The sequence below is a fragment of the Spirillospora albida genome, from assembly GCF_000718255.1.
Classification (GTDB): Bacteria; Actinomycetota; Actinomycetes; order Streptosporangiales; family Streptosporangiaceae; genus Spirillospora; species Spirillospora albida.
Map to the genome: position 1 here is coordinate 1 of NZ_JOFJ01000026.1, position 13,514 is coordinate 13,514.

The 13,514-nt window shown below is 75.8% G+C and carries 13 protein-coding genes and 1 pseudogene; 11 read left to right on the forward strand and 3 right to left on the reverse strand.

The genetic code is table 11. From position 1 onward, the window contains the following. Positions 1 to 24: 24 nt before the first annotated feature. From IE99_RS33745 to IE99_RS0126125, 11 genes and pseudogenes are all read left to right on the forward strand, one after another. Positions 25 to 273, forward strand: a pseudogene (locus IE99_RS33745) (AMP-binding protein); the annotation flags it as partial. Positions 274 to 442: 169 nt separating this feature from the next. Continuing rightward, positions 443 to 1,645, forward strand: a complete 1,203-nt coding sequence (locus tag IE99_RS32825; RefSeq protein WP_030176439.1) for a thioesterase domain-containing protein — start codon at positions 443 to 445, stop codon at positions 1,643 to 1,645. Then, complete coding sequence (locus IE99_RS0126090; RefSeq protein ID WP_030176441.1) at positions 1,642 to 1,848, forward strand: MbtH family protein; 207 nt, start codon at positions 1,642 to 1,644, stop codon at positions 1,846 to 1,848. Before IE99_RS32825 ends, IE99_RS0126090 begins: the two co-directional genes overlap by 4 nt. Next, positions 1,845 to 3,494 carry an ABC transporter ATP-binding protein gene (locus IE99_RS0126095; RefSeq protein WP_051713273.1) on the forward strand — a complete coding sequence of 550 codons (1,650 nt, stop codon included), beginning with the start codon at positions 1,845 to 1,847 and terminating at the stop codon, positions 3,492 to 3,494. Before IE99_RS0126090 ends, IE99_RS0126095 begins: the two co-directional genes overlap by 4 nt. Next, positions 3,487 to 5,217: an ABC transporter ATP-binding protein gene (locus tag IE99_RS0126100; protein ID WP_030176446.1), complete on the forward strand. Its 1,731-nt coding sequence runs from the start codon at positions 3,487 to 3,489 to the stop codon at positions 5,215 to 5,217. Before IE99_RS0126095 ends, IE99_RS0126100 begins: the two co-directional genes overlap by 8 nt. Beyond that, positions 5,214 to 6,035, forward strand: coding sequence for a siderophore-interacting protein (locus tag IE99_RS0126105; protein WP_051713276.1), 822 nt, complete (start codon positions 5,214 to 5,216; stop codon positions 6,033 to 6,035). The genes IE99_RS0126100 and IE99_RS0126105 overlap by 4 nt, the downstream gene beginning before the upstream one ends. Beyond that, positions 6,035 to 7,048 carry a FecCD family ABC transporter permease gene (locus IE99_RS0126110; RefSeq protein ID WP_051713278.1) on the forward strand — a complete coding sequence of 338 codons (1,014 nt, stop codon included), beginning with the start codon at positions 6,035 to 6,037 and terminating at the stop codon, positions 7,046 to 7,048. Before IE99_RS0126105 ends, IE99_RS0126110 begins: the two co-directional genes overlap by 1 nt. Beyond that, complete coding sequence (locus tag IE99_RS0126115; protein WP_051713280.1) at positions 7,045 to 8,076, forward strand: FecCD family ABC transporter permease; 1,032 nt, start codon at positions 7,045 to 7,047, stop codon at positions 8,074 to 8,076. Before IE99_RS0126110 ends, IE99_RS0126115 begins: the two co-directional genes overlap by 4 nt. Continuing rightward, the gene (locus IE99_RS0126120; protein ID WP_030176456.1) at positions 8,069 to 8,884 is read left to right on the forward strand and encodes an ABC transporter ATP-binding protein; all 816 of its coding nucleotides are present in this window, start codon (positions 8,069 to 8,071) and stop codon (positions 8,882 to 8,884) included. The genes IE99_RS0126115 and IE99_RS0126120 overlap by 8 nt, the downstream gene beginning before the upstream one ends. Before the next feature lie 108 nt (positions 8,885 to 8,992). Further along, on the forward strand, positions 8,993 to 9,232 hold the full coding sequence (locus IE99_RS31500) for an EF-hand domain-containing protein (RefSeq protein WP_169744484.1): 240 nt from the start codon (positions 8,993 to 8,995) through the stop codon (positions 9,230 to 9,232). 17 nt (positions 9,233 to 9,249) lie between these two features. Then, a complete protein-coding gene (locus IE99_RS0126125) occupies positions 9,250 to 9,771 on the forward strand; it encodes a DUF488 domain-containing protein (protein WP_211258929.1) in 522 nt (173 codons plus the stop codon). Here IE99_RS0126125 and IE99_RS0126130 read toward each other — a convergent pair. From IE99_RS0126130 to IE99_RS0126140, 3 genes are all read right to left on the reverse strand, one after another. Further along, positions 9,756 to 10,886 (reverse strand): FAD-dependent monooxygenase, encoded by a 1,131-nt coding sequence (locus tag IE99_RS0126130; protein WP_030176468.1) that lies wholly within the window; start codon positions 10,884 to 10,886, stop codon positions 9,756 to 9,758. The genes IE99_RS0126125 and IE99_RS0126130 overlap by 16 nt on opposite strands. Positions 10,887 to 10,969: 83 nt before the next feature. Next, a complete protein-coding gene (locus tag IE99_RS0126135) occupies positions 10,970 to 11,995 on the reverse strand; it encodes an ABC transporter ATP-binding protein (RefSeq protein ID WP_030176471.1) in 1,026 nt (341 codons plus the stop codon). Continuing rightward, positions 11,995 to 13,509 (reverse strand): ABC transporter permease, encoded by a 1,515-nt coding sequence (locus tag IE99_RS0126140; protein WP_030176474.1) that lies wholly within the window; start codon positions 13,507 to 13,509, stop codon positions 11,995 to 11,997. Before IE99_RS0126140 ends, IE99_RS0126135 begins: the two co-directional genes overlap by 1 nt. Positions 13,510 to 13,514 lie beyond the last annotated feature (5 nt).

Consider the following 13,514-nt stretch of genomic DNA (forward strand, 5'->3'; position numbering starts at 1 on the left):
CACACGGTGTCGTTCTCGTTCGACATGTCGTGGGAAGAGCTGCTGTGGCTGGTCGAGGGCCATGAGGTCCACGTCCTGGACGAGGAACTGCGCCGCGACCCGGACGACCTCGTCCGGTACTGCCGCGACCACGGGATCGACGTCATCAACGTCACCCCGTCCTACGCCGGTGAGCTGGTCGACCGCGGCCTGCTCGCCGACCCCCGGCCGCCGCTCGTGCTGCTCGGCGGCGAGGCCGTTCCGGAAGCGCTGTGGACGGCGCTGCGCGAGACCGAGGGCGTTCTCGGCTACAACCTGTACGGGCCGACCGAGTACACGATCAACACGCTCGGCGGCGGCACCACCGACAGCGCCACCTCCACGGTCCGCGGCCCTGACCGCCGAACGGTTCGTCGCCAACCCCTTCGGCGAGCCCGGCGAGCGCCGCCTGGTCGCCTATCTCGTGCCCGCCGGGGACGCGGGCATCGACACCGCCGCCGTCCGCGCCGCGCTGGCCGTCCGGCTGCCGCGCCACATGGTGCCCGGCGCGTACGCCGTCCTGCCGCGCCTGCCGCTGACGGTCAACGGCAAGCTCGACCGGCGCGCCCTGCCCGACCCCGAGCCCGTCGCCGCGTCCCGGCCTCCGCGGACGCCCCTGGAGGCGTCGCTGTGCGGCGTCTTCGCGGACGTCCTCGGCGTCCCCGAGGTGGGCGCCGACGACGACTTCTTCGCGCTCGGCGGCCACTCGCTGCTGGCGATGCGCCTGGTCGGCCGGATCCGGACCGTGCTCGGCGTCCGGGTCGCCGTCGCCGACGTCCTCGCCGCCCCCACGGTGGCCGCCCTCGCGCCCGTCGTCGACGACGCGCCCGCCGACGCCGGGACCGGCACCGGCCCGTTCGACCCGGTGCTCGTGCTGCGTCCCGGCGACGGGACGCCGGTGTTCTGCCTGCCCGCCACGACCGGCCTGAGCTGGAACTACGCCGGGCTGGCCGAGCACCTGCCGGCGGACGTGCCGCTGTACGGGCTCCAGTCGCCGCGCCTCGGCGGCGCCGGCGTCCCCGCGGCGTCGGTCGCCGAACTCGGCCGCCGGTACGCCGCCCGGATCCGGGCCGTCCAGCCCGACGGCCCGTACCGCCTGCTCGGCTGGTCCTATGGCGGGCAGCTCGCCCACGCCGTCGCGACCGCGCTGCAGGCGGACGGCCGGGAGGTCGCCCTGCTCGCCCTGCTGGACGCCTACCCGCGGGACGACACCGACCCCGCCGACGTCACCGAGGCCGACGCGGCGCGGTTCCTGCTCCGGCTCGCCGGCCACGCCGGAGCCCCCGCCGCGTCCCTGGCGGACGCCGTCGCGGTCATCGCGGCGGGGGAGGGGCCGATGTCCGCGTTCGACGCCGCGACCCTGCGCCGGATCGCCGACACCGTGCACGAGTCCGTGACCCTGCCGCTCGACTTCGGCGTGTTCGACGGCGACGCCGTCTGCTTCACCGCCGCCGCCGAGTCCGCCGAAGGCGCCGACGCGGCGCTCAGCCCCTCCCTGTGGGCGCCCCACCTGACCGGAGCGGTCCGCGAACACCCGATCGACTGCCTGCACGACGACATGCTCGCCCCCGCGCCCCTGCGCGAGATCGGGGCCGTCGTCGCCGACCTTCTCGGAGGAGACCGATGAGCAACCCGTTCGACGACGCCGACGGCGTCTTCCTCGTCCTCGTCAACGACGAGGGCCAGCACTCGCTGTGGCCGTCGTTCGCCGAGGTCCCGGCCGGGTGGACCGCCGTGCACGGGCCGTCCGGCCGGGAGGACTGCCTCGACCACGTCCAGCGCTCCTGGACGGACCTGCGCCCGCTGAGCCTCCAGCAGGGACGGACGTGACCTCCGCACTCCTCCGTTCCTGCGTCCGCGACCAGTGGCGGCCGGTGTCGGCCGCCACGGCGGGCGGCCTCGTCCGGCAGGCGACGCTCCTCGCCGTCCCGTGGTGCGTCCAGCACGCCCTGGACGACGGCATCGTCGCCCGCGACACCGGTGCCGTCGCGGTGTGGGCGGGGGCCGCCGCCGCGCTCGCCGCCGTCCAGTTCCTCGCCCTCGCCCTCTGGCAGTGGCAGGCCCGCATGGCCGAGGCGCGGACCGGCGCGTCCCTCCGCGACCGGCTCACCGCCCACCTCGCCGGGCTCGACCGGGCCGCCCTCGCCGGATACGGGCACGGCGACCTCGCGATGCGCGCGACCCGCGACGTCGACCAGGTCCGCATGTGGGTCTACGGGCTCCCGGTGTGGGTCGTCATCGGCACGACCTTCGCGATCGTGCTGCCCGCCGTGGCCGCCCTCGACCTCGTGCTGCTCGCCGTCACGCTGCTGATGGTGCCGCTGCTCGCCGCCGTCAACCTCGCCTTCCCCGGCCCGTACGAGCGCGCCGGCGACCGGCTCTCCGACGCGCACGCCGCGCGCGCCGACGCCGTCGAGGACCTGCTGTCGTCCGGCGCCGCCGTGCGCGGCATCGGCGGCGCGCCCGTGCTGCTGGAGCGGCACCACGCCCACAGCGCCGAGGTCGAGAGGCTGACCTGGAACGTGGCGCGGATCCAGTCGGCGTGGGCGGCGCTCGCCCCCGCGGTCCCGCGCCTCGCGATCGCCGCCGGTGTCGGATTCGGGGGCTTCGCGGCCCTGGACGGCCGGATCACCGTCGGCGGGCTCGTCGCCTTCACCGTCTGGATGGGCACCTTCACCCTCGCCGTCACCGTCCTGGTCGACCGGCTCGTGGACCGCGGGAACGCGGCCGTCGCGGCCCGCCGCCTGGAGGAGATCCTGGCGCTGAGCCCGTCCGTCGCCGAGCCGGAGAACCCCGAGCCCGCCGCCGCGCGCGGCGTGCTCGCCGCGTCCGGGGTGGTGGTCCGGCACGAGGACCGCGACGTCCTCGGCCCGCTCGACCTCGAGGTGGCGCCCGGCGAGTTCGTCGCGGTGTCCGGCGCCACCGGCTCCGGCAAATCGTCGCTGCTGCGCCTGCTCGGCCGCCTCGACGACCCCGCCGAGGGCACTGTGACCTGGGCGGGCACCGACGTGCGCCGCCTGCACCTGGACGGCCTGCGCGCCGCGATCGTGCCGGTCCCGCAGCGGCCCGTCGTCCTGTCCGGGACGGTCGCCGACAACCTGCGCCTCGGCCGCGACATCCCCCAGGACGAGCTGGAGCGCGCCTGCCGGGACGCCTGCGTCCACGACGAGGTCGCCGCGCTCCCCGACGGCTACGGCACCGAACTCGGCGAGGGCGGCTCCACGCTGTCCGGCGGGCAGGTGCAGAGGCTCGCGCTCGCCCGCGCGCTGCTGCGGCCCGCCGCCGTCCTGCTGCTGGACGACGTGACGTCCGCGCTGGACCCGGGCACCGAGCGGCGGGTCCTCGACCGCCTCGCCGCCCGCGCCCCCGGCACGTCGATCGTGTTCGTCACGCACCGCGCCGCGGTGCTCGAGGCCGCCGACCGGGTCGTCGACCTGACCCCGGCCCGCGCCGGATCCGGAGGCGACCGTGGCTGAGACCGTGATGCTCGCCGAACGGGCACCGGAGAAGCGGATCTTCCGGCGCGCCCTGCCCTACCTGCGGCCGCACCGCGCCGCCCTCGCCGGGACGCTCCTCATCGTCCTCGCCTACGCCGGCGCCGTCGCCGCGATGCCGCCGCTGGTCGGCCTCGCCGCGGACGCCATCGTCGACGGGGACCGCGACCTCCTCACCGTCGCCGTCGCCGTCCTCGCCGCCGTCGTCGCCGCCCAGACCGTCCTCGCCCGGTACAGCGAGCTGCTGCTCATGCGCGCCGGCGAACGCGTCGTCCGGGACCTGCGGGAGAAGGCCGTGCACCGGCTCGCCCACGCCCCGCTGAGGTTCCTGGAGGCGCACCGGACCGGCGACCTGCTGCGCCGCACCACCGGCGAGGTCGCCGAGCTCGCCCAGTTCGTCCGGCGCGACCTGCCCAACCTCGTCGTCATCTCCGCGACGCTGCTGCTCACCACCGCGACGCTGATCGCCTACTCCTGGCTCCTCACACTGATCATCGCCGTGGTGTTCGTGCCGCCCGCCCTGCTCGCGATGCGGACGTTCCAGCGCGGCGCCGAGGAGGCGTTCGGCGGGCAGGCCGCCGCCGAGGCGACCGTCGCGGCCACCCTCGGCGAGACCCTCACCGCCCGGGAGCTGCTGCGGACCGGCGGCGCCCTGCCGTCCTGGCTCGGACGCGTCCGCGAGGAGAACCGCGACGTCGTCACCGCCGCCCGCAGGACCGCGCGGGTCGAGGTGAGCATCGAGACGGTCGGCCTCATCGAGGGCGTCACGCTCGCCGTCCTGCTCGGCCTCGGCGCGTGGCTCGCCACCGAGGACCGCATGAGCGTCGGCGCCGTCGTCGTGTTCGTCCTGGCCAGCCGCGCCCTCTTCGAAGGGCTCGGCGACGGCTCCCAGCTCATCGGCGAGCTCCAGGTCGCCCGGACGGGCCTCGCCCGCCTCCTCGACCTCCTCGAATCGCCCGGCGCCCGCGACATCCGCGGCGACGCCGGCGCGGACGACCTGCCCGCGCGCGGGGAGCTGCGCGTCGAGGGCGCGGCGTTCGGCTACCGCGAGGGGGAGACCGCCCTGGCCGACATCGACCTGCGGTTCCCGCCCGGCGACCGCGTCGCCGTCGTCGGCGTCACCGGATCCGGGAAGACCACCCTCGGCAAGCTGCTCTGCGGCCTCTACCCGCCGGACGCCGGACGCGTCACCTACTGCGGCACCGACCTGCGGGAGCTGTCCGGCACCGCGCTCAGCCGGCGCATCGCGCTGGTGCCGCAGGAGGTCCACATCGTCACCGGCACCGTCGCCGAGAACCTCGCCCTCGTGCCCGGCCCGCCCGGCCGCGACGAGATCGCGTCCGTGCTCGACCGGCTCGGGCTCCGTGCCTGGGCCGACGGCCTGCCCGACGGCCTCGACACCCGGGTCGGCGTCCGCGGCGAGCGGCTGTCGGCGGGCGAGCGCCAGCTCATCGGCCTCGCCCGCGCCGGCCTCATCGACCCGGCCGTCCTCGTCCTCGACGAGGCCACCGCCGACATCGACCCCGTCACCGCCGCATGGGCGGAGCGCGCCCTGGGCGAGCTCTGCGCGGAGCGCACCCTCATCGTCATCGCGCACCGGCCCGCGACGGTCGAACTGCTCGCGCGCACCGTCCGCGTCGCGGACGGCCGCATCGTCGAGGACTCCGCCCTCACCTCCCCCCGACAGGAAAGGTCCCTCCCGTGACGCTCGAAGACCGGCGGGTCCGCATCGTGGACCATCCCCTCGCCGCCCGCCTCACCGAGGTCGCGCGGGTCGAGCGGCTCACCCCCGCCATGGTCAGGGTCACCCTCTCCGGCCCCTCCCTGGAAGGGTTCCGCGAGGCCGCGCCCGCCGACCACGTGAAGCTGTACTTCGCGCAGGGCGACGACCCGGTCCCCGTCGCGCCGATCGTCAGGGACGACGGCCTGGACGACCCGCCTCCCGGCGCCCCCCGCCCGATCCTGCGCGACTACACGATCCGGTACTTCCGGCCGGACGTCCTCGAGCTCGACATCGACATGGTGCTGCACGGCGACGGCCCCGGCTCGTCCTTCGCCGCGAACGCGAAGCCCGGCGACCTCGTCGGCGTGCTCGGCCCGCGCGGCTCCGTGCTCGTCCCGTTCGCGTTCGACTGGTACATCCTCGGCTGCGACGAGACGGGGCTGCCCGCCCTCGGGCGCTGGCTGGAGGCGCTGCCCGCCGGATCCCGCGCGTTCGCCTACTGCGAGGTCGCCGACGCGTCCGAGGAGCAGGAGCTGCGCTCCGACGCCGGCGTGACCGTCACCTGGGTGCACCGCGACGGCGTCCCCGCCGGACGCTGCGACGCCTTGGAGAAGGCCGTCCGCGCGTTCACCCCGCCCGCCGGGGACGGGTTCGCCTGGTTCGGCGCCGAGGCCACGACCCTCAAGCCGATCCGCCGATTCCTCCGCAACGAGCTCGGCCTGCCCAAGGACCACGTGGACGTCGACGGCTACTGGAAGGCCGGGAAGGCCGACCACGACCACCACGACGGCCGGGACTGATGCCCGCGCCCCCCTCCGCGCGCTTCACCCGTCCGGTCACCGTGCTCGTCCTGATCGCGCTGCTCGCCGCCGTGGCCGTGCTGAGCCTCGCGGTCGGCGCCAAGTCGATCGCGCCGGGCGAGGTGTGGCGCGTCCTGCTGGACAACGACGGCTCCGACGACGCCGTCGTGATCTGGGACCGCCGCGTGCCGCGCACCCTGCTCGGCATCGCGGCGGGCGCAGCGCTCGGCCTCAGCGGCGCCCTCATGCAGGCGCTCAGCCGCAACCCGCTCGCCGACCCCGGCCTGCTCGGCGTCAACGCGGGCGCCGCGGCAGCCGTCGTCACCGCCGGGACGCTGATCCCCGCGGCCGGAGAAGGCACGACGATCTTGTTCGCGTGCGCCGGAGCGGGCCTCGCCACCGCGATCGTCTACACGATCGGCCGCGGCGGCGGACGCCGGGCCACCCCCGTCCGGCTCGTCCTGGCGGGGATGGCGACGTCCGCCGTGCTCGCCTCGTTCACCGCCGCGCTCACCCTCATCGACAACGACTCGGCCGACCGGCTGCGCTTCTGGATGGTCGGCTCCCTCGCCGCCGCCAAGGGCGACGAGGTCGTCCTCGTCGCACCGGTCATCGCACTGGCCGCCGCCGTGGGGATCGCGCTCGGCGCCCGCCTCAACGCCCTCGCCCTCGGCGACGAGGCCGGCCGGGCCCTCGGCGTCGACCCCGGCCGCGTCCGCCTCGTCACCCTCGTCGTCGTGACGGTGCTGTGCGGCGCGGCGACCGCCGCGATCGGCCCGATCACGTTCGTGGGCCTCATGGTGCCGCACGCCGTCCGCCTGTTCACCGGCCCCGACCAGCGCCGGCTCCTGCCGCTGTCGACGCTGCTCGCGCCGATCGTCCTGCTCGGCTGCGACGTCATCGGCCGGGTCGCCGCCCGCCCCGGCGAACTGGAGGCCGGCGTGGTGACGGCGTTCGTCGGCGCACCCCTGTTCATCCTTCTCGTCCGTCGGCGGAAGGTGGCCGACCTTTGACCGCCACCGCGCCGCCGAAGGCCCCGCGCCGCCGCAGGATCCGGCCGCGCGGCGTCACCGTCACGGCCGCGCTCGCCCTGCTGCTCGGCGCCGTGGTCGTCGTCGCGCTCGGCGTCGGCGACTACCCCCTCGCCCCCGGCGACGTCGTCGCCACCCTCCTCGGCGGCGGGCCGCCCGGCGCCGAGTTCATCGTCATGGAGCTGCGGCTGCCCCGCGTCCTGCTCGGCTGCGCCGTGGGCGCCGCGTTCGCGATGAGCGGCGCCGTCTTCCAGAGCCTCACCCGCAACCCGCTCGGCAGCCCCGACATCATCGGGTTCACGGTCGGCTCCGCGTCCGGCGGCATCGCCGTCATCATGGTGTTCGGCGGCGGCGCCGCGCAGATCGCCACCGGTGCCATCGGCGGCGGGCTGCTCACCGGCCTCGCCATGTACCTGCTCGCCTACCGGGGCGGCGTGCACGGCATCCGGCTCGTCCTCGTCGGCATCGGCATCAGCGCCATGCTCGAGGCCCTGAACGCCTTCCTGCTCAGCCGGGCCGAGGTGAACAAGGCGCAGAGCGCGTCGGCGTGGCTCGTCGGCAGCCTGAACGGGCGCGGCTGGGAGCACCTCCGCCCCCTCACGGCGGCGCTGGTCGTGCTCGTCCCGTGCGCGGCGCTCCTCGCCCGGAACCTGCGGATGCTGGAACTCGGCGACACCACCGCCACCGCGCTCGGCATCCCCGTCGAGAGGTCCCGGCTCGCCCTCATGACCGTCGGTGTCGGCCTCACCGCCGTCGCCACCGCCACCGCCGGCCCGGTCGCGTTCATCGCCCTGGCCGCCCCGCAGCTCGCCAAGCGCCTCACCCGCGCGCCCGGCCCGAACCTGCCCGCCGCCGCCCTCATGGGCGCGGTGCTCCTGTCCGTCAGCGACGTGGCCGCGCAGCGGCTGCTCGCCCCCACCCAGCTGCCCGTGGGCGTCATGACCGGTGTGGTCGGCGGCCTCTACCTGGGCTGGCTCATGCTCACCGAATGGAGGGCCGGACGTGCCTGAGCCCGAGAACCGCCTCGCGGCCCGCGGCCTCACCGTCGGCTACGACCGCCGCACCGTCATCGAGGACCTGGACCTCGACATCCCGGACGGGTCGATCACCGTCATCGTCGGCCCCAACGGGTGCGGCAAGTCGACGCTGCTGCACACCCTGGCCCGCGTCCTGAAGCCGCGGAGCGGGAGCGTCCTCCTCGACGGTGAGGACATCGCGCGCCTGCCGTCCAAGGAGGTGGCCCGCCGCCTCGGCCTGCTCACCCAGCAGCCCGTCACCCCCGACGCGATCACGGTCGGCGATCTGGTGTCCCGGGGCCGCCACCCGCACCGCCGGCTCCTGCGCGGCTGGTCCGCCGAGGACGAGGAGGCCGTGAACCGCGCCCTGGCCGCCACCGACACGGAGGACCTGGCCGACCGGGCCGTGGACGAGCTGTCCGGCGGCCAGCGCCAGCGCGTCTGGCTCGCGATGCTCCTCGCCCAGGACACCCCCATCATGCTCCTGGACGAGCCCACGACCTTCCTCGACATCGCCCACCAGATCGACATGCTCGACCTGTGCGCCACCCTCCACCGCGACCGGACGCGCACCCTGGTCATGGTGCTCCACGACCTGAACCACGCCTGCCGCTACGCCACCCACCTGATAGCCCTGAAGGACGGCGCGGTCGTCGCCCAGGGCCCCCCGGGAGAGATCGTCACCCCCGCCCTCATCGAGGACGTCTTCGGCCTGCCCTGCCAGGTCATCCCCGACCCCGTCACCGCGACCCCCTTGATCGTCCCCCTGTCCCGCTCCCACGACACGACCCCCACCGCCTGAGGCGCGACGGGCGGCTCCGTCCCGTGCCCGCCCGTCGCCGCCCCGCGGCCGATGGCCGCCGGGCGGAGTCGTTACGATCGGAAACACGATCATCTGGGGAGGAAGAGCATGTCCGAGAAGTACGAGGCCGTGTTCGCCCGGTTCGACACCGACGGCGACGGGCGGCTCGATGTGGACGAGGTGACCGCCGCGATCGCCGGTATGTTCCCGGCGGCCGAGGTGGACGACCTGTCGCCGCTCGTCGCGAAGCTGTTCGCCGAGTACGACGCCAACGGCGACGGTCTGCTGTCGGCCGCCGAGTTCGTGCCGCTGGCGGAGAACCTGCCCGAGCTCGGCGCCGACGACTGACACCTGAGGGGGGCGCCGTGCCGCCGCTGGTCACGTTCGGGCACGGGACCGCCGGACGTGAGGAGCTGGCCGCCCTGCTCCGCGGCGCCGGCGTCGCGTCCGTCGTGGACGTGCGGACGGCGCCCGGCAGCCGCCGCAACCCCGACGTCCACCGCGACGTCCTGGCGGAGTGGCTTCCCGCCGCGGGCATCGCCTACCGCTGGGAGAAGCGCCTCGGAGGGTTCCGCAGGCCCGCGCCGGACTCCCCGGACACGTTCTGGCGCAACGACTCCTTCCGCGGCTACGCCGGATACACCCGCGACCCCGCCTTCCTGAGCGCCATGGACGAACTGCTGGCCGAGGCCGAGGCGACGTCCACGGCGGTCATGTGCAGCGAGTCGGTGTGGTGGCGGTGCCATCGCCGGATCATCGCCGACTTCGCCGTGCTCATCCGGGGACGGCCCGCGCTGCATCTCGCCCATGACGGGCGCCTCGCGGAGCATCCGCCCACGTCAGGGGCGCGGGTCCAGGACGGGCTGCTGGTCTACGACGGCGATTGAGCCGCCTCGGGCCTGCCGATGGCGCGGTGCAGGGCGGTGAACGCGGCCGTCATCAGGCGGTCCGGGACGGCCGCGCTCATGCGCATCGGCGTCTCGCGCTGCATCAGCGTCTGCGGGCCGGTGAGGGCCAGGGCCCGGCTCGCGAACCGGGACGCGCGGACGGCGCGGCGGCGGCGCGCGCGGCTGTAGGCGCGCACGGCCGTCGCGGGGTCGTCCGCAAGGGCGTCGCGCAGCGCCCGCACGTCCTCCAGGGCCTGGTTGGCGCCCAGGCCGAGGACGGGCGGCATCGCGTGGGCCGCGTCGCCCAGCAGGACGGTCCTCCTCCGGCCCCATTCGCGCGGTATCCGGTGGCGGTGGTGCGGGTACGCGCGCACCTCCGCGGAGGCGAGGGCGTCGAGGAGCTCCGGGATCGGGGAGGCGAACCCGCCGTACCGCTCCTTCAGCATGATCACGGGGTCGGCCGCGGGGTCGGCGAGCGGCCAGGGGACGTCCAGGAACCACTGGGTGAGCCCGCCGCTGGCGGGGCTCAGGCCGGCGTAGCCGGAGGCGCCCACGATCAGGACGCCCCGGGCGCCGAGGTCGACCGGGGCGTGGACCAGGCCCTGGAAGCTGGCGACGCCCGTGAACGGCTCCGGCTCCGCGCCGAACAGGGCGGCGCGGATCGCCGAATGCACCCCGTCGGCGCCGATGAGCAGGTCGGCGGTGTGCTCGCCGCCGTCGCCCGTCCAGACCCGGACGTGGTCGCGGTGCTCCTCGAAGCGGGTGACGCCCGCCGCGAAGCGGAGCGTCCCCGCGGGCAGGCCGGCGGTGAGGACGTCCAGCAGCCGGTCCCTCGTGATCTGGACGAGGGCGCCGCCCCGCTCCACGTCGACCGTCATCACGAGTCGTCCCGAGGCCGTCCTGGTCTCCACGGCGGTCAGCCGGTGACCCGCACCCGCGACGTCGACGCCGAGGCCGGCGAGGACGGCGAGGCCGTTGCTCCAGAGCGAGACCGAGCCCCCGCCCCGGCGCGGAGCGGGCGCCTTCTCCAGCACCGTCACCTCGTGGCCGGCGCCGAGCATCGCCCGCGCCGCCGCCAGGCCGCCGATCCCCGCACCCGCGATGAGCACCCGCATCCGGACTCCCCACGACGTCGTGTAGTACTACAAGTTGTAGTACATGAGGGAGGCGGTGGGAAGGCCCGTCTCCGGCACGATCCTCAGTGGGGGGTGCCTCGCCCGGTCACGTGGATGCCGGTGCGGTCGCCCAGGCGGAGCCGGACCTCGCCGCTCACGCGGATGTCGACCGGGGCGTCCAGGCCGTCGACGGCGACGGTCACCATGGCGTCGTGGCCGTAGTAGCGGACGTCGGTGACCGTGCCGGCGGGACCCGCCTCACCGGGGTCGGTGAGGCGCAGCTGCTCGGGGCGCAGGATCACCGTGCCGGCGGGGGACGCGGCGGGCTTGCTCAGCTCGATCGTGCCGAGGGGCGTCTCGGCCGTCCCGTTCGCGGCCGACGCCGGGAGCAGGACGGCGTCGCCCACGAAGCCCGCGACCCACGGGTCGGCGGGACGGCCGTAGACGTCCTGCGGGGTGCCGCACTGGGCGATCCGGCCGTCGCGGACGACGGCGACGAGGTCGGCGGTCGACAGCGCCTCCTGCTGGTCGTGCGTGACGAGGAGCGCCGTGGCGCCGATGGCGCGGAGGGCGGCGCGGACGTCGGCGCGCACCCCCGCCCGAAGCGCGCTGTCCAGGGCGTTGAACGGCTCGTCGAGCAGAACGAGCGCGGGCTCGGGGGCGAGCGCGCGGGCCAGCGCGATCCGCTGCTGCTGCCCGCCGGACAGCTCGTGCGGCATCCGGTCGCCGTATCCGGACAGCCCGACGAGGTCGAGCATCTCCTCGGCGCGGCGGCGCCGGGTGGAGCGGTCCGTCAGGCCGAACGCGACGTTTCGGGCGACGCTGAGGTGCGGGAACAGCGCGCCCTCCTGGGGCACGATGCCGACCCGGCGGCGCTCCGGCGGGACGTGCGTCCCGGGCCCGGTGAGGACGCGCCCGCCCACGGTGACGGTCCCGGCGTCGGCGCGCAGGAACCCCGCGACGACGCGCAGCAGGGTGGTCTTCCCGCAGCCGGACGGGCCGAGCACGGCGGCCAGGGAGCCGCTGGGGACGGTGAGGTCCAGCCCGTCGAGGACGGTCGCGTCCGGGCCGTACGCCTTGGTGAGGCCCTCGATCCGCAGGTCGGTCATCAGCGCTTCCTCCCGAGGAGGTACGAGGGGACGGCCGCGAGCAGGATCAGCGCGGCCGCGTACGGGGCGGCGTCGGCGTAGGACGCGACGCCGGTCTCGGTCCACAGGCGGGTGGCGAGGGTGTCCATGCCGGTGGGCCGCAGCAGGAGGGTGGCGGGGAGCTCCTTCATGCAGACGACGAACGTCAGGGCGGCGCCCGCCGCGACGCCGGGGGCGGCGAGCGGCACCGTGACGGTCCGCAGGACGTTGAGCGGGCCGCGGCCGAGGGAGCGGGCGACGTCCTCCAGGACGGGCGGCGACTGCAGGACGGCCGCGCGGGTGGCGGCGACGGCGAGCGGCAGGAACAGCACCGCGTACGCGCAGACCAGCAGGGGCAGCTCCTGGTAGAGCGGGGTGGCGTAGCGGACGGCGAAGAACACCATCGACAGCGCGACGGTGATGCCGGGCAGGGCGTGCCCCGCGTAGGCGGCCTGCTCGAGGAGGCCGGCGGCGCGGCCCCGGTGGCGGGCGGCGACCACCCCGACGGGCAGGGCGAGGACGGTGGTCAGCGCGGCTCCGGCGGCGGCGACGCCGAGGGTGGTCAGCGCGGTGCCGAAGAGCCCGGCGGGGTCCCATGTGGAGCGGTTGCCGGTCGCGAGCCAGTAGCCGAGCGTGCCGAGGGGGAAGGCGACGGCGGCCGCGAAGACCGCCGCGGCCCAGGCCAGGGCGGGGGCCGTCCAGCGGCCGAGCCGCGCGGGCACGGCGGGGCGGGCGGTGCCGGTGCCCGTACGGGCGTGGCCGCGCCGCCCGCGCGTCCGAGTCTCCAGCGCGACGAGCCCGACGGTCATCGCCACGAGGACGACGCTGAGCGCGGCGGCCGGCGTGCGGTCGAAACTCGCCTGGTAGGACGTGTAGATGCCGCGTGTGAACGTGTCGTACCGCATCAGCGACACCGCGCCGAAGTCCGACAGGACGTACAGCGCGACGAGCAGCGCCCCGCCCGCCGCCGCCGGGCGGAGCTGGGGGAGGACGACGCGCAGGAACGTCCGGGACGGGCCCACCCCCAGGGACCGGGACGCCTCCTCCTGCGCGGGGTCGATCCCGCGCAGCGCGGCGGCGACCGGCAGGTAGACGTACGGGTAGCTGACCAGGGTGAGCGCGACCGCCGATCCGGTGAACCCGGAGAGGCCCGGGACCGCCGACAGCCACGCGAACGCGGCGACGTAGCTGGGCACGGCCAGCGGCAGGGTGACCGCCACCGACCAGGCGCGCCCGCCGGGCAGGGCGGTGCGGACGGTGAGCCAGGCGAGCGAGATCCCGAGGACGAGGCAGGCCGCCACCACGGCGGCGGCGAGCGCGAGGCTGCGCCCGAGGAGCTGGGCGGTGCCCTCGGTCGTCATGACGCTCCAGGCGAAGCCGGGCCCCCGCTCCAGCGCGCGCACGGCGAGGTAGCCGAGCGGCAGCAGGGCGAGGGCCCCGGCCAGGCACGCCGGTCCGAGCAGGATCCGGGGCGCGCGGGTCGTGGCTGTGGCCATCCGGG

Bases quoted from the DNA above. Each gene is read 5' to 3' on its own strand.
- IE99_RS0126090 (WP_030176441.1), top strand. From the start codon at position 1,642: ATGAGCAACCCGTTCGACGACGCCGACGGCGTCTTCCTCGTCCTCGTC.
- IE99_RS0126110 (WP_051713278.1), top strand. From the start codon at position 6,035: ATGCCCGCGCCCCCCTCCGCGCGCTTCACCCGTCCGGTCACCGTGCTC.
- IE99_RS31500 (WP_169744484.1), top strand. From the start codon at position 8,993: ATGTCCGAGAAGTACGAGGCCGTGTTCGCCCGGTTCGACACCGACGGC.
- IE99_RS0126130 (WP_030176468.1), bottom strand. From the start codon at position 10,886: ATGCGGGTGCTCATCGCGGGTGCGGGGATCGGCGGCCTGGCGGCGGCG.
- IE99_RS0126135 (WP_030176471.1), bottom strand. From the start codon at position 11,995: ATGACCGACCTGCGGATCGAGGGCCTCACCAAGGCGTACGGCCCGGAC.
- IE99_RS0126140 (WP_030176474.1), bottom strand. From the start codon at position 13,509: ATGGCCACAGCCACGACCCGCGCGCCCCGGATCCTGCTCGGACCGGCG.